The sequence below is a fragment of the Kitasatospora sp. NPDC087271 genome (assembly GCF_044744605.1).
In the GTDB taxonomy this organism is placed as follows: Bacteria; Actinomycetota; Actinomycetes; order Streptomycetales; family Streptomycetaceae; genus Kitasatospora.
The window spans coordinates 326,919-343,095 of sequence record NZ_JBIUYQ010000007.1; the positions used below are offsets into that span (position 1 = coordinate 326,919).

The following is a 16,177-nucleotide window of genomic DNA, read 5'->3' on the forward strand; positions in this document are numbered from 1 at the left end:
CGCGGCGTCGGGGCGGGGGAGCGGCCCCGCCCCGACGCCGCCCTGCCGCCGGTCGGAGCCCCGTCGCGGGCGCACTGTCACCGGCCGCACCACCTGCCGCGACCTGCGGGGCAATGACGCTTTCTTAACGCGGGGCGATGACGCGTCCTTAACGCCGGTCGCATAGCCTGTCGCACTGCCGTCGCCCGACGGCGCTTTTACGGGGTCTTTAACAAGAGGTGCAAGGTGGTTTCGTCGGGTTCGACGGAGGCGGCGACGGCGGAACCGTCGTCGGCGCGAATACGGTTGCGGGGCTGGCTGCTGGAGGGCGTGTCGGCGGACAAGCCGGCCACCGGGGAGGCCGGTCAGGACGGTTCGCAGGGCGGCGCGCAGGCGGGGGACTCCGGCGCGCACAAGGGCCAGCGCTGGTGGCGGGTGATGTGCCTGACCGGCCTGGACTACTTCTCCACGCTCGGCTACCAGCCGGGCATCGCCGCCCTGGCGGCGGGCGTGCTGTCGCCGATCGCGACGATCGTGCTGGTGGTCGTCACCCTGCTGGGCGCGCTGCCGGTCTACCGGCGGGTCGCGCAGGAGAGCCCGCGGGGTGAGGGCTCGATCGCCATGCTGGAGCGGCTGTTGTCGTTCTGGAAGGGCAAGCTGTTCGTCCTGGCGCTGCTCGGTTTCGCGGCGACGGACTTCCTCATCACGATCACCCTGTCGGCCGCCGACGCGAGCGCGCACCTGGTGGAGAACCCGCACCTGACCAGCGTCCTCGGCGGCAAGCAGGTGCTGATCACGCTGATCCTGGTCGCGCTGCTCGGCGCGGTGTTCCTGAAGGGCTTCAGCGAGGCGATCGGCCTGGCGGTGGCCCTGGTCGGGGTCTACCTGGCGCTGAACGTGGTCGTGGTGGCCGTCGGCATCTGGAAGATCATCGAGGCGCCGCACGTGGTCACGGACTGGACCACTGCGCTGACCGCCCAGCACGGCAACCCGGTGATCATGGTGGGCGTGGCGCTGGTGGTCTTCCCGAAGCTGGCGCTCGGCCTGTCCGGCTTCGAGACCGGCGTCGCCGTGATGCCGCACATCGAGGGCGACCCGGACGACACCGAGGAGAAGCCCACCGGCCGGATCCGCGGCACCCGCAAGCTGCTCACCACGGCCGCCGTGATCATGAGCTGCTTCCTGATCACCACCAGCTTCATCACCACCCTGCTGATCCCGGCCGACCAGTTCAAGCCCGGCGGCGACGCGAACGGCCGCGCCCTCGCCTACCTGGCCCACGAGTACCTGGGCGGCACCTTCGGCAGCGTCTACGACCTGTCCACCATCGCCATCCTCTGGTTCGCCGGCGCCTCCGCCATGGCGGGCATGCTCAACCTGCTGCCGCGCTACCTGCCCCGCTACGGCATGGCCCCGCACTGGGCGCGTGCGGTGCGGCCGATGGTGATCGTGCTGACCCTGATCGGTTTCCTGGTCACCTGGCTGTTCGACGCCGACGTGGACGCCCAGGGCGGCGCGTACGCGACCGGCGTGCTGGTGCTGATCAGTTCGGCGGCCATCGCCGTCACCATCGCCGCGTACAAGGCGAAGCAGCGGGGCTGGACCACCGCCTTCGCGATCATCGCGGCGATCTTCCTGTACACCACCGTGCTGAACTGCCTGGAGCGGCCGGACGGCCTGAAGATCGGCGCCTGCTTCATCGCCGGCATCATCCTGGTCTCGCTGCTCTCCCGGCTGCGCCGCGCCTTCGAGCTGCGCGTCACCGACGTGGTGCTGGACGACGTGGCGGAACGTTTCGTCAGGGACTACGCGCACCGCCCGCTGCGGCTGATCGCCAACGAGCCGACCCACCGCGACGTCGCCGAGTACCGCGACAAGATCCGCCAGATCCGCGCCGACAACGACATCCCCGGTGAGGACGACCTGGTCTTCGTCGAGGTGACCGTCCGGGACGCCTCCGACTTCGAGACCGAGCTGACCGTGCGCGGCGAGGTGCTGCACGGCCGCTACCGGGTGCTGACGCTGGAGAGCTCCAGCATCCCGAACGCGATCGCCGCGCTGGCCCTCACCATCCGGGACCGCACCGGGCAGCAGCCGCACCTCTACTTCGAGTGGACCGAGGGCAACCCCTTCGCCCAGTTCCTGCGGTTCTTCCTGTTCGGCCAGGGCGAGGTGGCCCCGGTCACCCGCGAGGTGCTGCGCGAGGCCGAACCCGACCGCAGCCGCCGCCCGCGCGTCCACGTCGGCTGACGCTCCGCCGCACGACGTCGTCGGCCCGCCCGGTCCTGTGCGACCGGGCGGGCCGACTGCTGTGCGGGAGCCGGGTTCAGGACGGCAGGCGCAGCGCGGTGCCCGGCTGGATGAGGTCCGGGTCGTCGCCGATGGCGGCGCGGTTGAGCGCGTAGAGGGCCGGCCAGCCGCCGGGCACGCGCAGGGTCTCGGCGATGTCGCCCAGGGTGTCGCCCTCGCGGACCGTCCACCCGCCGTCGCCGGCCTCGGCGCCGGCGCCGTCAGCGGCGGGTGCGGGTGCGGGCGCGGGTGCGGGCGGCGGGGGAAGGGCGGCGTCGCGCTCGCGGTCGTGGCCGCGGGTGGCGCGGGCGCCGCAGGCGGGCCAGGGGGAGAGGCCGCGCCGCCCGGCGAGGTGCTGGGCCACCGCGATCTGCTCCTCGCGGCTGGCGAGGTCGGCGCGCGGGGCGTAGGCGAGGCCGCCGTTGTCGCGCCAGGTGGGGGTGTCGAACTGGAGGCCGCCGAAGTAGCCGTTGCCGCTGTTGACGTGCCAGTTGCCGCTGCTCTCGCAGGCCGCCACGCTCTCCCAGTCGTACCTCCCTCCGTCGTACCCCCGGCCGGGGTCGGTGCCCGGGCCGCGGCCCGGGGGAGCGGCCTGGGCCGCGGGAGCGGTGAGGGCCACGGCGAGCACGCACAGGGCGGCGGGGACGAGGCGGCGAAGACGAACGGTGGGAGGCATCGGCGGCTCTCAGCTTCGGGAACAGGGCGCGCACCGCCCGGAGGCGGCGCACACCCACCGACGCACGCCGGGTGGGGCGCGTCGCCGCCGACACGTCCGGCAGGTCACCCGCTCGGCCGCCCCGGACCACCCCGTCGGCCCGCGGCCATCCGGCCCCGCCCGCCGTCCCGGAACCGTAAGGACCCGTGCCGCCGCGTGGACCCTAGAGTGGCCGGGACGCCTCCCCGAGGAAGGGTACGAACGATGACGATCGATCAGGGAACCGGTGCTCCGCGCGCCGAACTGGGCGTGATCGGCGGCTCAGGGCTCTACGCGCTGCTCGACGACGTGACCGAACTGCGCGTCGACACGCCGTACGGGCCGCCCAGCGACGCGCTGTTCCTGGGCGAGGTGGCCGGCCGCCGGGTCGCCTTCCTCCCCCGGCACGGGCGCGGCCACGGCCTGCCGCCGCACCGGATCGACTACCGGGCCAACCTGTGGGCGCTGCACTCCCTGGGCGTGCGCCAGGTGCTCGCACCGTGCGCCGTCGGCGGGCTGCGCCCGGAGTACGGGCCCGGCACGCTGCTGGTGCCCGACCAGTTCGTCGACCGCACCTCCGGCCGGGTGCAGACCTACTACGACGGCCTGCCGCTGCCCGGCGGGGCGGTGCCCGAGGTGGTGCACGTCTCGATGGCCGACCCGTACTGCCCGGACGGGCGGCGCGCCGCCCTGGACGCCGCCCGGGACGCGGCCTGGGAGCCGGTGGACGGCGGCACCCTGGTGGTGATCGAGGGCCCGCGCTTCTCCACCCGCGCCGAGTCCCGCTGGTTCACCGCGAACGGCTGGTCGGTGGTCGGCATGACCGGCCACCCGGAGGCCGTCCTCGCCCGCGAACTCGGCCTCTGCTACACCTCGTTGGCGCTGGTCACCGACCTCGACGCGGGCGTGGAGAGCGGCGAGGGCGTCACCCATGCCGAGGTGCTGGAGGTCTTCGCCGGAAACGTCGACCGGCTGCGCACGGTGCTGTTCAAGGCGCTGGAGAGCCTGCCCGTCGCCCGGGACTGCGTCTGCTCGCACGCCCTGGACGGGCTCACGACGGGTCTGCCGGGCGTCTGACCCGCGGGCGCCGCCGCCACCACCGGACGAGTGCGAACAGCAGCACCGGCCCGGCGGTGGCGGCCAGCACCAGCAGCCAGTTGCGCAGGTACGGCAGCGGCAGGAGGGAGGAGTTGCCGTGGTTCTCGCCGTCCCGCAGCACCGCCGGCAGCCCGATCGCGCTCACCGCCGCCGCGACGACCAGCCAGCCGCGCAACGCCCAGTCGCGCGCCAGTCGCGCGCCGACCAGGCAGAGCAGCGGCACCCACAGCCCGTCGTGCAGCAGCACCCCGCCCACCGCCCAGACCAGCACGTCGAGCGGGGCGGTGATGTAGGAGTCGGTGAGCAGGCCCGACAGGCCGAAGCCGATCAGGGCGAGGCCGCCGAGCAGCAGTACCGCGCGCAGCCACCGGGGCATCAGATCACCTCCAGGCGCGCGACCCACTTGGTCTGCAGGACCCCCGGCCGGTTGGGCGCGATGATCCGCGCCGGGAAGCCGTGGTCCGCCGTCAGCACCTCGCCGTTGATCCGCAGGGCGAGCAGGGTGAGCGGGTCGACGGCGTACTCGGCGGGCATCCGCATCTCGCGGTACGGGCCGTCCGCCTCCAGCGAGGTGATCAGCAGACCCGAGCCGGCCGGGGCCCCCGCCCGGACCAGCAGATCGGCCACCCGCACCCCGGTCCAGCGCGCCGAGAAGCTCCACCCCTCCACGCAGGAGATCGGCAACTCGACCTCGTACTGCGGGAGTTGGTTCAGCTCGACGAGGGAGAGCCGGTACGGCTGCGGGCCGTCCACCCGGAGCCGCCAGTCGGCCGGCACGGTGACCGTCCCGGCCTGCGCGGCGGTCCGGTTGACCGGCAGCCCCTGCGGGCCCAGGTCGGGGCGGCGCGGGGCCAGCAGGACCAGCCGGCGCAGGAAGGGGACGGTCTGCCCGGCCGTGGTGAGTGTGACCACACCGGCCGCGGCCGTCACGGCGGCGAGGAACGCCCGCCGCTGCGGCAGCCCGGCCGCCGGGCGGCGCCAGTGCCGTCCGATCACCGGGCCCTTGGCCGCGAGGTGGACGAACAGGCCGCCGGTGGCCAGCCAGGCCAGCCAGAAGTGCGTCTGGCGGAACGGGAACGGCCACGGATACCACTGCAGGGTGTCGAACAGCCCGGTGAACAGCTCCAGCAGCATCGCCGCGACCAGCACGAAGATCCCCAGCCGTTCCAGCGCGTGCGCCGCGCCGCGCACCGGCGGCCATGCGAACAGCTGAGGGTAGACCGTCCACAGCTTCGCCCCCAGCAACGGGACGGCCGCCAGGCCGCTGATCACGTGCAGCCCCTGGGTCACCCGGTAGCCGTTCACCGGGCGGCTCAACAGATACGGCGTCAGCCAGCCGGGCGGGTCCTGGAGGGCGTGGCTGACCAGCCCGGTCAGGAAGCACACCAGCAGCGCGGAGCCCAGCCAGCGGCCGAGCACCACGGCGGTGCGCGGCTCGTGCAGCGCCGAGCGGAATCGCGGAAGGAGGTTCGGAGTCACCCGTCCATGGAACCGCCGGGCCCCGGTTTCGCGGCGGTACGACGTGCTTACGGAATCCGAACGGAGCCACGCCGCTGCGGTCGCGCGCCGCCGCCCGGTGGCAGGGTGGGCGGGTGCCCACCCGCCTCCCGCTCACCCGCCTCCGGCCCGCCCGCGCACTGCCCTGCCTGCTCGCGCTGGCTGCCCTGACCGCCGCGCTCGCCCTCACCGTCACCGGCGGCGGCACGCTCGGCCACCGCGCACCGCTGTACGCCTGGTACGCCGTCGACGCCGCCCTGTACGCGCTCGCCCTGCTGGCGCTGCGCCGGGTGGGCGGCCGTCAGATCGTGCCCCTGGTCCTGGCCGGGAGCGTCGCCGTCGCCGCCGTCGGCCTGCTCGCCCCGCCGCGCACCAGCGACGACGCCTACCGCTACGTCTGGGACGGCCGCGTCCAGGCCGCCGGCACCTCCCCGTACGCGCACACCCCGGACGACCCGGCGCTGGCCCGGCTGCGCACCCCCGACCTGTGGCCGGCCGGCGGCGCCTGCGACGGCTGGGACGAGCGGCGCACCGTCGCCGGTGACTGCACCCGCATCAACCGGCCCGCCGTGCACACCATCTACCCGCCGGTCGCGGAGGCCTGGTTCCTCGCCCTGCACCCCTTCGGGGGAGGGGTGCGCGGGATGCAGGCCGCCGGCGCCCTGCTCGCGGTGGCGACCACGGGGGCGCTGCTCGTGATCGGACGGGGCAGCCGGCGGGCCGCGCTGTGGGGGTGGTGCCCCGGCGTGGCCGTGTGGTCGGTCAACGACGCGCACGTGGACACCCTCGGGGCGCTGCTGCTGGTCGTGGGCCTCGGGTACGCGGCCCGGCGGAAGGCGACGCGGGCCGGCGCGCTGCTCGGCGCGGCCGTGGCGGTCAAGCTGATCCCCGCACTGGCCCTGCCGGGCGCACTGGCCCGCCGACGCCCGCGCGAGAGCGCCCTGCTCCTGGGCGCCTCGCTCGGCGCGTTCGCCCTGGCCTACCTGCCCTACCTCGCGGCCTCCGGCACCGGCGTGCTCGGCTACCTGCCCGGCTACCTGAAGGAGGAGGGGTACGAGCAGGGGCACCTCGACCGCTTCGGCCTGCTCGCCCTCCTCCTGCCGGACACCCTGCTGCCGTGGGCCGCCGGGGCGGTCCTGGCCGCCGTCGCCCTGTGGGTGCTCCGGCACGGCGACCCCGCCCGCCCCTGGGACGGCGCCCTGTTCGTCACCGGCACGGCCCTGCTCCTCGCCGCGCCCGCCTACCCCTGGTACGGCCTGCTGGTGGTGGCCCTGGTCGGCCTCACCGGCCGCTGGGAGTGGCTCGCCGTCCCCGCCGCCGGGCAGTACCTCTATCTGACGGGCGGGGTCGAGGCCCAACAGGCCGCCTACGGCGCCGCGTTGGTGTGCGTCGCGGTCGGCGCCCGGCGGCGCGGGAGAACGGCCGCCGTCCTCAGCGGGGCTCCAGGCCCTGGAGCATCTCCGGCAGGTCCCGGCTGTGCAGCACCCCGAGGGACTTCGTCGCCCGGGTGAGGGCGACGTAGAGGTCGTTCACGCCGTGGGCGTGCGCCGCGAGGATCTCTGCGGGCTCCACGACCAGGACGGCGTCGAACTCAAGACCCTTGGACTGGGCGGCCGTCAGCAGGACGGCCGGCGAATCCAGCGACGCCGGACCGTCGTTGACGCAGATTCCTGCCAACCCGGCGATCCCGCCGAGCAGTTCGGCCGGGGCGTCCGGGGCGTGGATGACCGCCAGCCGGCCGCCGTCCAGCGCCGCGAGCTCCCGCTCGACGGCGCCGCGCAGCGCCGCCGCCCGGTCGTCCGCGGGGATCCGCAGGCTCCACGGGCGGGTTCCGCCGCTGCGCACCGCGGTGGGGGCGGCGAGCGAGGGGTCGAGCGCCCGCAGGACGCCCTCGGTGACCTGCATGATCTCGGCCGGGGTGCGGTAGTTGATGGTGAGTTCCACCGTGCGCCAGCGCCCCGCCGTGTACGTGTCGAGGGCCTGGCCCCAGGAGCTCAGCCCGGCCGGCGCGCCGGTCTGCGCCAGGTCGCCGACGATCGTCATGGAACGGCCGGGGCAGCGGCGGGCCAGCATCCGCCAGGCCATCGGGGACAGCTCCTGGGCCTCGTCCACGATCACGTGCCCGTAGCCCCAGGTCCGGTCCTCGGCCGCGCGCTCGGCCAGCGGCCGGAGCGACTCCTCACCGCGGTACTGGCGGGCCAGCATCTTCGCGTCCATCTCGACCAGCCCCACGCCGAAGTCGTCGAGGACGATCTTGGCGAACTCCAGCTCCGCCGCCTCGGCGGCGGCCTCGGCCCGGCGGGCGACGGCGGCGCCCGGAAGCGGGCCGAGCAGTTCGGCGGCCTCGTCGAGCAGCGGTACGTCGTCGGTGGTCCAGGTGGTCCAGGTGGTCCGGGCGGTCGCAGCGGTCGAGGCGGCCTCGGCGGCGGACTCCCGTTCCGGGCCGGGCAGTTCGCGCAGCAGCGCGGCGCGTTCGGCCTCGGTGAAGTCCGGCATCGCGCTCGCCAGCAGCTCCGGGGAGCCGAACAGGCTCGTGAGCACCTGCTCCGGGTTCAGCAGCGGCCACAGCTTCTGGGCCACGGCCTGGAACTCGGGCTCGTCGACGAGCGCGTCGGCGAGGTCCGCCACGGCGTCCAGGTCCATCTCCCCGCCCTGGTCCCGGGCGATCCGCAGGGCCAGCTCCGAGGAGAGCCGCTCCACCAGGTCGGCCCGGGCCGCGTTGTGCGGCCTGCCGCTCCGGTGCGCGGCGGCGTGGGCCCGCTCGCAGAGCGCCCGGCCGATCCGGAGCTGGAGGTTGTAGGGCGAGGTCCGGCCCACGGTGATGGTCCACGACTCCTCGGGCAGCTGCCGCAGGCCCTCCAGCGCGGCGGCGAGGACCTGCGCCATCCGGGCGTCGCCCTTGACGGCGGCCGCCTCGGGCGTCTCGGTGCCGGTCCCCGTCACCCCCGGGTAGAGCGTGCCGATGCTGCTCAGCACGACCTCGCTCTCGCCGAGCGCGGGAAGCACCTCGTCGATGTAGCGCAGGAACGTCGTGTTCGGCCCGATGACCAGCACGCCGTGCTTGGCCAGCCGGTCGCGGTGGGTGTAGAGCAGGTACGCGGCGCGGTGCAGGGCGACGACGGTCTTGCCGGTGCCCGGGCCGCCCTGCACGACCAGGACGCCGCCGAGCGCGTCGCGGATGACGCGGTCCTGCTCGGCCTGGATGGTGGAGACGATGTCGCCCATCCGCCCCGTCCGGGCCGCCGTCAGCGAGGCGAGCAGGGCGCCCTCCCCGCTGAGCTCGGCGTTGCCGCGGCCCGCGTGGGCGCCCACGCCGAAGGCGTCGTCGTCGAAGTCGACGACGGTCCGGCCCTTGGTCCGCAGGTGCCGTCGCGCCACCACACCGCCCGGTGCGGCGGGCGTCGCCCGGTAGAACGGCTCCGCGGCCGCCGCCCGCCAGTCGGTGAGCAGCGGCTCGTGGTCGTCGTCCGACAGGGCGATCCGGCCGATGTACTGCCGCTCGCCGTCGGCGTCGTCGATGCGGCCGAAGCACAGTCCGTACTCGGCGGCGTGCAGCGCCGCCAGCCGCCGGGTGTGGTGGATCTCCATGGTGTCGCGCTCCAGGAGGGCCTGGATCGTCCCGCCCTTGTCCTGGAGGTGGACCTCGCGCAGCCGGGCGGCCGCGAGCGCGCGCTGGGCTTCGAGGCGCTCGTACAGCCTGCCGACGTACGCGTTCTCCGCCCGCAGTTCGCCGGTCCGCCAGTCGTCGGCGGGTGAATTCGGTTCGGGTGAGGAGGATTCGGGCGAGAAGGATTCGGATGAGGAGGACGAGGAGGACGAGATGGGGGACAAACCTGGCTCCAGGTGTTCTGAGCTCTTCGATTCCTCGGGCGGTCGGCCGGGAAATCGGGGGTGGCGGCGGGGGGAATTATCCGGCACGCCTCAGCGGCCGGCCGCGTCGAGCAGCAGTTGTGCGGCCAGCGCCGCGCCGTCGGTGCGGATCATGGTGGCCACGGCGGTCGCCCACACCCGGGTCTCGGGGGCGAGGGCCGTCCTGAGCGCGGCCGACAGGGACTCGGTGGTCGGGGTCGGCCCGTCGAGTGCGACGCCGATGCCCAGCCGGGCCACCCGGCCGGCCCAGTACGGCTGGTCCGCGGTCTGCGGGACCACGACCTGGGGCGAGCCGGCCCGGGTGGCCGTCGTCGTGGTGCCCGCCCCGCCGTGGTGCACGACGGCGGCCACCCGGCCGAACAGCGCCTGCTGGTTGACCTCGCCGACGACGAAGCAGTCGTCCCGGTCGTCGATCGGGGCCAGGGCGTGTCCGGGGCCGGCCCAGCCGCGGGCCACGACCGCGCGACGGCCCTGCGCGCGGACCGCCTCGACGGCCACCTGGGTGGCGTCCTGGGAGGCGAGCGTCGGTATGCTGCCGAAGCCCACGTACACCGGCGGTGCGCCGTCGGCCAGGAAGGCCTCCAACCCGGCCGGCAGCGGGCGCCGGTCCGGCAGGATCCACGCGCCGGTCTGCACGACGTCCAGGTCGGCGGGCTCCTGCCACGGGTCCAGGACCGGGTCGGTCGCCAGCCACGGCCGGTCGCCGATGACGTAGTCGCGGACGTCGTCCACCGGCGGCAGGCCGATCGACGCCCGGTTGGTGTTGAGCGCCGCGCCGAACAGCGCGTTGACGCTCTCGGCGTCCAGGCCCCACAGCACCCGGTTGTCGGTCACCTCCGGCGGGAACGGCCGGCCCGGGTACGCCAGCGGCGGGCGGCCCGGCGAGGGCAGGGTGAGCTGCTGGAAGGTCACCGACACGGAGCGGATGCCCAGCTTCTCGGCCACCGACAGCGCGCCTGCCGCAGCCGGCAGCATGCCGGTGGCCACCAGCACGTCGCAGCCCTCGGCCGCCGCCGTGACCGCCTCCAACTGCCCGGCGATCACCGCGGCCGCGCGCTCCGGCAGGGACGACGGCGGCGGCGCCGCCACCGTCAGCGCCCGCGCCGACGGACCGACCGGCACCAGCGGCACGTCGATGTGGGCCAACCGCTGCGCGAAGTCCTCGTCCGGCGGCGCACACACCCGCACCTGCGCGCCGGACTCCCGCAGCCGCGCCGCGAGCCCCACCAGCGGTTCGACATCCCCGCGGGACCCGTACGTCGACAACAGCACACGCATTTTCGCGACCCCAAATTTCCGCGGATTCCGGTTCAGGTCGACGATTGTGCGGCACGACCAGGGCCTTGCCGCAAGGCCCCCCGTACGCTATAAGTTGGAAGTGGCCGGGAGTGGTTTTTCCTCCCGTGCCTTTTTTCTCGCCCGCTGCGGGCGGACTTCTTTTCTACTGGTGAGACGGTGTGTGCGGCACGTGCCGCATGTGCTGCGTGTGCGGAGTGTTCGGCGCGCGATGCGCTCTTCGCCCGGAATGACGACGCGACGACGCCGGCGGGGCCCGACCGGAGTTCCGGTCGGGCCCCGCCGGGTGTGGGTCAGGCCTTGATGGTGAGCCAGGCGCCGAGGCCGTTGCAGCCGCGGGCGTCGTAGCTGGTGCTGCGGTAGCCGGCCGGGATCGGCGAGTAGGGGCAGGTCCAGATGCCGTTGCGGACCAGTTCGTGGAACCAGGCGCCGACGCCGCTGCACCCCTGGGGGTTGTAGTTGGTCAGGACGTAGCCGGAGACGATCGGCGAGCCGGAGCAGGTCCACAGGCGGTTCTGGGCGGGTGCCTGGAACCAGGCGCCGTGGTTGTTGCAGCCGCTGGAGTTGAACATGGTGATGACGTAGCCGTCCGGGACGGGCGTTCCGGGGCAGGTCCAGCCGCCCACCGAGGCGGTTGCCGCGGGGGTGGCCGGGGCGGCGGCGGTGGCGGTTCCGGCCGCCGTGCCGGTGAGGGCGGCGGCGAGGAGGGCGACGACGGCCGCCGCTCTTCCCGCGTGGGTCCACAGTCGACGGAGGATTCTGGTCACGGCGCACCGGTCCGATCGGTAGCCCCGGCGGTCGCGGCCGGCCGGGGAGGGGGGAACAGCGGGGATGCGTGGCACCGTAGTGGCGTGGCCGGAGCCGGGGGAATACGGGGTTCGAAAGATCGTCGAACTTGACTGGAAAACGATCTCCCACCGCTCGGACACTCGACCGCTCGGCCGTGGAGCCTGCGGGCGGAGATGACGAAAGGCTGACGGACCGGTGCCGGGCCTCGCGCCGGCCGGCCTCGGGCTGGTGCAATCGGGGGCGTGGACAGAACAGGCGAAGAGGGCAGGGGCGCCCCGGTGGGGCGGCGGGTGGTGCTCGGACTGCTCGGGCTCGGGGCCGTCGGGGTGGCGGCGGGGCCGTACCTGCAACGGGCCGAGTCGGGGTTGGCCGAGCGGGACCCGAGCGGGCTGAGCGGGCTGCTGCCGGGCAACAACGGATTCCGGTACTACTCGGTGGTGTCGTCCGTCCCGGAGCGGGGCGTGGCGGACTACACGCTCAGCGTCGACGGGATGGTCGAGCGGCCCGCGACGTTCCGCCTGCCGGACCTGCGGGCGATGCCGCAGCGGCGGCTCGTGCGGGACGTGCAGTGCGTGACCGGGTGGCGGGTGCCGGACACCCCGTTCGAGGGGGTGCCGCTCGCGCACCTGCTGGACGCCGCGGGCGTGCGGCCGGGGGCCGGGGCCGTCCGGTTCAGCTGCTTCGACGGCGCGTACACCGAGAGCCTGACGCTGGCGCAGGCCCGACGGGACGACGTGCTGGTCGCGCTGCGGATGCAGGACGGCCCGATCTCCCACACCCACGGCGGCCCGGTGCGGCTGTACGTCGCGCCGATGTACTTCTACAAGTCCGCCAAGTGGCTCTCCGGGATCACCGTGACCGGCTCGGTGGAGCCGGGCTACTGGGAGCGCGACGGGTACGACGTCGACGCCTGGGTCGGCCGGTCGAACGGACGTGACGATGCGCCCACCGGCTGAACTCCTGCTGCGCTTCACCCGGGCCGAGCGCTGGGTGCACCGGACGACCGCCGCGCTGACCGGCGTCTGCCTGGCCACGGCGGCCTGCCTCTACCTCGCTCCGCTCGCCGAACTGGTCGGCAACCGGCGGCTGGTGGTGACGGTGCACGTGTGGTGCGGCCTCGCGCTGCCGGTGCCGCTGCTGCTCGGGCTCGCCTCGCGGGCGCTGCGCGCGGACGCCGCCCGGCTGAGCCGCTTCACCCCGGCGGACTGGGACTGGCTGCGCGCCGTCCGGCGCCGCGCCCCGCACCGGCCGGCGGGCAAGTTCAACGCCGGGCAGAAGCTCTACGCGCAGTGGACGCTCGGCTCGATGCTGGTGATCGTCGGCACCGGGCTGCTGATGTGGCTGCCCCGCCTCGCCCCGCCCTCCTGGCGGACCGGGGCGACCTTCGTCCACGACTGGCTGGCCGCCGCCATCGCCGTGGTGGTGGTCGGACACGTCCGGATGGCCTGGCGGGATCCGCAGGCGCGGCTCGGGATGCGGACCGGGCTGGTGGAGCGCCGGTGGGCCGAGCGCGAGCACCCGCAGTGGCGGCCGGTGGGCCGGGAGTAGGCGGCCGGTCGGACGTCTTGTCGTGGCCCGGGGCGTGTGGCAGGCTCGGCCGGGACGCCTCGAAGGGTGCCGCCGGGGCACCCCTGACCGTGGGGCCAAGAGGCGGTTGGGCGACAGCCGCACGCGTGGTGCACGACCGGCATCCTGCAAGGCTCCTTGGACCCCGGCGCCAATCTCCTCGCCGCCCTGTCGATCGCGGGCGGCCCTCCGGCTCCGCGGGTAGCCGACGTCCAGGTTAGGCGTGCCTTGCTTTAGCTCTGACCAGCACTCTAAGCTAACTCCTCAGAGGACCTGAGAACCTGAGGACTTGGAAGTGACCGTGACAGAACTCCATGAACTGACCCTGGCCGAGGCCCGGCCGGCCGCCGCCGAGGACACCCCGCAGCCGGTGCTCGACCGGGACGCCGCACACCGGGACGCCGCACACCGGGGCCTCGCGTTCCAGGGCCTCGCGTTCCGGGTCGAGGGAGGAACCACGTGAAGCGCGGCCAGCTGGCCTTCCTGACCGGCACCCACGTCGTCAACGACCTCTACCAGGGCGCCGTCCCGGCACTGCTGCCCTTCCTGATGTCCGAGCGGCACTACAGCTACACCGCCGTCTCGGGGATCGCGCTGGCCGCCACCGGCCTGTCCAGCGTGGTCCAGCCGCTCTTCGGCCTGCTCGTCGACCGCCGCCACCGCGGCTGGCTCGTCCCGGCCGGCTTCCTGACCGCCGCCGGGGGCCTCGGCTGCGCCGGACTCGCCGACAGCTACCTGCTCACCTGGCTCTGCGTGGCCCTCGCCGGGATCGGCGTCGCCGCCTACCACCCGCCCGCCACCAACCAGGCCAGAGCGGCGGGCGGCCAGTCCCAGCAGGCGATGAGCCTGTTCTCCGTCGGCGGCACACTCGGTGCCTCGCTGGCGCCGGCCCTGGTGACGCTCGTGGTCGGCTCGCTCGGCCTGGCCGGCAGCTGGCTGCTCGCCGTCCCCGCGGTGGTGATGGGCGCACTGTGGGCGGCCCAGGGCCCGTGGCTGCGCCGCCGGGGCCACACCCCCGCGCCGCCGCTGGTGACGGGCGGCGCGGCCGGGAGCGGACAGCGCGACGACTGGCGGGCCTTCGGCCGGCTGGTGGTCGCCACGGTCTGCTGGTCGGTGCCCTACGTCACGGTGACCTCGATGCTCGCCCTGCACCTCCAGCGCGACCTGCACACCTCGACGGGCGCGGGGGCGGTGGCCCTCACCTCCCTCACCCTGGCCGGTGCGGCGGGCACCCTGCTCGGCGGGCGGCTGGGCGACCGGTACGGGCGGCTCCTCCCGATCCGGCTGGGCTACCTGCTGGCCGCCCCCGCCCTGGCCGGCGTGGCCTTCGCCCCCACCTTCGCGGTGGCCGAACTCGCCACCGTCGCGTTCGGGTTGGCGATGTTCCTGCCGTTCGCCGCCCAGGTGACCCTGGCCCAGGACTACCTGCCCAACCGGCCCGGCACCGCCAGCGGACTGACCCTGGGCCTGGCGATGTCGGTGGGCGGGCTGGCCGCCCCGCTGCTCGGCCGGATCGCCGACGCGTACGGGCTGCGCACCGTACTGGGATCGGTGCTCGGGGTGCTGCTGGTCGCCCTGGCCTGCGGACTGCGGCTGCGTGACCGGGTGCTGCCGACGGACGAGTCCGCCCCGCCGCCGGGCCTGGAGTCGGCGTCGGCGTCGGAGCCGGCGTCGGTGGGCGCGGCGGCGGAACGGGCAGGTGGGCGGGCCCGCTGAGGGGCTGCGGGGCCCGTCCTGATGGCAGCCGGACCGGGTGCCGTCGTTGCCGAGGATCCGCCGACACGTCAGGACGGTGGGGCCGCGTCCGTCAAGGGCAACGGCCTTGTGCGCCTCAGCGCTTGTGCAGGGCGAGGAAGCGGCGGCCGTGCGAGGTCCAGCGCTCCGCCTCGACCAGTCCGGCGGCGGCGTGGGCCCGCCGTAGGGCGGCGGCCGTGCCGAGCCGGGCCCAGGGGAAGGCCGGCCCGAGCCGGCCGTCCGGGCCCTCGACCTGGACGGTGACCTGCTCGTCCAACTCCACGGGCTCCACCTCGACCAGCAGCAGACCGTCCGGCGCGATGAGTTCGGCGCCCCGGTGGAGCAGGGCGTCCGGGTCGCCGCCGATGCCGAGGTTGCCGTCGGCGAGGAGCGCGGCGCCCCAGCGGCCCTCAGCGGGAAGCCGGTCGAAGACCGAGCGGCAGAGCGCCGGGCCACCCAGTCCGACCGTGCGGGCGACGGCCGCCCTGGTCACGTCGACGCCGAGGGCCGGGACGCCGAGCGCGAGCAGCGCGGCGACCAGCCGCCCGGGCCCGCAGCCGAGGTCGAGGACGGGCGCGGCCCGGCGGGCGCAGCGCCGGAGCAGGCTGTGGTCGGCGCCGGCCGCCGGGGCGCACCAGCGTTCGATGTCCAGCCGGAGGCGGTGGCCGTCCTCCCGGCGCAGCCAGAGCGGGCCGCGCCCGGTGCGGACGGCTTCGGCGAACGGGTCGTCCACCCAGGCGGTGGCGGTCGTCAACTCGCCACCTCCGGCTTCAGGTCGACCGTTCCCAGCTGGGCGGCGAAACGGCTGTCCGGGGCCTCGGCGGCGACGCAGCGGGCGTCCTCGGCGGTGTCCACGTCGGTGAGCAGCGGAAGGTGACGAATCGTCAAGTCGGCTTCGGCGAGGCGTTCCAGGAGTGCCGCGCCGGTCCTCGGGGTGGACATCGGCACTCCGTACAGCAGGCGCGCGGCCAGTTCGGCGGTCGGCCGGGCCAGGCCCAGCGCCCAGAAGCCGCCGTCGGCCGCCGGGCCGTACCAGGCGTCCGTGCCCGCCCGCCGTGCGGCCGACAGCGGCTCGGCCAGCGCGGCGGCGCTCAGCTGCGGGGTGTCCATCCCGACCAGCAGCGCCGGGGCGTGCGGGGCCACCCGGGCCGCGTGCGCGAAGGCGGCGGCCAGCCGTTCGTCCAGCCCGCCGCCGGTCTGCGCGACGACCTCCCAGCCGGGCGGCAGCCAGTCGCCCGGTTCGCCGTCCAGGACGAGCACGCGCCGCCCGGCCGGCATCGTGCCCAGGGTGTGCAGGGTGTCGGCGAGGGCGGCCGAGGCCAGGGCGGCGGCCTGTTCGGGGGTGTACGGCGGGGTGAGCCGGGT

At 74.9% G+C, this 16,177-nt stretch carries 15 protein-coding genes; 7 read left to right on the forward strand and 8 right to left on the reverse strand.

Translation table 11 applies throughout. The features are described 5' to 3' along the window. The first annotated feature begins 225 nt into the window (after positions 1–225). Positions 226–2,229: an amino acid transporter gene (locus ACIO9K_RS15395; protein WP_363618433.1), complete on the forward strand. Its 2,004-nt coding sequence runs from the start codon at positions 226–228 to the stop codon at positions 2,227–2,229. 76 nt (positions 2,230–2,305) lie between these two features. Here the strand turns inward: ACIO9K_RS15395 and ACIO9K_RS15400 are convergent, their stop codons facing one another. Next, complete coding sequence (locus ACIO9K_RS15400; protein WP_400330054.1) at positions 2,306–2,944, reverse strand: transglycosylase family protein; 639 nt, start codon at positions 2,942–2,944, stop codon at positions 2,306–2,308. A gap of 243 nt (positions 2,945–3,187) precedes the next feature. On the opposite strand from ACIO9K_RS15400, the gene ACIO9K_RS15405 reads away from it, so the two are divergent. Beyond that, positions 3,188–4,039, forward strand: a complete 852-nt coding sequence (locus ACIO9K_RS15405) for an S-methyl-5'-thioadenosine phosphorylase (protein ID WP_363618437.1) — start codon at positions 3,188–3,190, stop codon at positions 4,037–4,039. On the opposite strand, the gene ACIO9K_RS15410 is transcribed toward ACIO9K_RS15405, so the two are convergent. Further along, entirely contained in the window at positions 4,014–4,436 is a 423-nt protein-coding gene (locus ACIO9K_RS15410) for a hypothetical protein (protein ID WP_363579888.1), read from the reverse strand. The genes ACIO9K_RS15405 and ACIO9K_RS15410 overlap by 26 nt on opposite strands. Beyond that, a complete protein-coding gene (locus ACIO9K_RS15415) occupies positions 4,436–5,539 on the reverse strand; it encodes a molybdopterin-dependent oxidoreductase (RefSeq protein WP_400330059.1) in 1,104 nt (367 codons plus the stop codon). Before ACIO9K_RS15415 ends, ACIO9K_RS15410 begins: the two co-directional genes overlap by 1 nt. Before the next feature lie 113 nt (positions 5,540–5,652). On the opposite strand from ACIO9K_RS15415, the gene ACIO9K_RS15420 reads away from it, so the two are divergent. After that, complete coding sequence (locus ACIO9K_RS15420) at positions 5,653–7,068, forward strand: glycosyltransferase 87 family protein (RefSeq protein ID WP_400330062.1); 1,416 nt, start codon at positions 5,653–5,655, stop codon at positions 7,066–7,068. On the opposite strand, the gene ACIO9K_RS15425 is transcribed toward ACIO9K_RS15420, so the two are convergent. The 3 genes from ACIO9K_RS15425 to ACIO9K_RS15435 form a co-directional block, all read right to left on the reverse strand. Beyond that, positions 6,989–9,388 (reverse strand): HelD family protein, encoded by a 2,400-nt coding sequence (locus ACIO9K_RS15425; protein WP_400330065.1) that lies wholly within the window; start codon positions 9,386–9,388, stop codon positions 6,989–6,991. The two genes, ACIO9K_RS15420 and ACIO9K_RS15425, sit on opposite strands and share 80 nt — an antisense overlap. A gap of 90 nt (positions 9,389–9,478) precedes the next feature. Beyond that, positions 9,479–10,705 carry a glycosyltransferase gene (locus ACIO9K_RS15430; protein ID WP_400330068.1) on the reverse strand — a complete coding sequence of 409 codons (1,227 nt, stop codon included), beginning with the start codon at positions 10,703–10,705 and terminating at the stop codon, positions 9,479–9,481. A gap of 311 nt (positions 10,706–11,016) precedes the next feature. Continuing rightward, a complete protein-coding gene (locus tag ACIO9K_RS15435) occupies positions 11,017–11,490 on the reverse strand; it encodes a hypothetical protein (RefSeq protein ID WP_363618449.1) in 474 nt (157 codons plus the stop codon). 264 nt (positions 11,491–11,754) lie between these two features. Here ACIO9K_RS15435 and ACIO9K_RS15440 point away from each other — a divergent pair, with 264 nt between their 5' ends. The 4 genes from ACIO9K_RS15440 to ACIO9K_RS15455 all read left to right on the forward strand — a co-directional run bounded on the left by ACIO9K_RS15440 (position 11,755) and on the right by ACIO9K_RS15455 (position 14,794). Continuing rightward, entirely contained in the window at positions 11,755–12,468 is a 714-nt protein-coding gene (locus tag ACIO9K_RS15440; RefSeq protein WP_400330071.1) for a molybdopterin-dependent oxidoreductase, read from the forward strand. Then, positions 12,452–13,060, forward strand: coding sequence for a cytochrome b/b6 domain-containing protein (locus ACIO9K_RS15445; RefSeq protein WP_363579895.1), 609 nt, complete (start codon positions 12,452–12,454; stop codon positions 13,058–13,060). The genes ACIO9K_RS15440 and ACIO9K_RS15445 overlap by 17 nt, the downstream gene beginning before the upstream one ends. Before the next feature lie 319 nt (positions 13,061–13,379). Continuing rightward, complete coding sequence (locus ACIO9K_RS15450) at positions 13,380–13,541, forward strand: hypothetical protein (protein WP_400330074.1); 162 nt, start codon at positions 13,380–13,382, stop codon at positions 13,539–13,541. Then, on the forward strand, positions 13,538–14,794 hold the full coding sequence (locus ACIO9K_RS15455) for an MFS transporter (RefSeq protein ID WP_400330077.1): 1,257 nt from the start codon (positions 13,538–13,540) through the stop codon (positions 14,792–14,794). Before ACIO9K_RS15450 ends, ACIO9K_RS15455 begins: the two co-directional genes overlap by 4 nt. Positions 14,795–14,909: 115 nt before the next feature. Here the strand turns inward: ACIO9K_RS15455 and ACIO9K_RS15460 are convergent, their stop codons facing one another. Beyond that, the gene (locus ACIO9K_RS15460; RefSeq protein ID WP_363579898.1) at positions 14,910–15,566 is read right to left on the reverse strand and encodes a class I SAM-dependent methyltransferase; all 657 of its coding nucleotides are present in this window, start codon (positions 15,564–15,566) and stop codon (positions 14,910–14,912) included. Then, positions 15,563–16,090, reverse strand: coding sequence for a DUF2064 domain-containing protein (locus ACIO9K_RS15465; protein WP_400330144.1), 528 nt, complete (start codon positions 16,088–16,090; stop codon positions 15,563–15,565). Before ACIO9K_RS15465 ends, ACIO9K_RS15460 begins: the two co-directional genes overlap by 4 nt. Between the last annotated feature and the right edge of the window lie 87 nt (positions 16,091–16,177).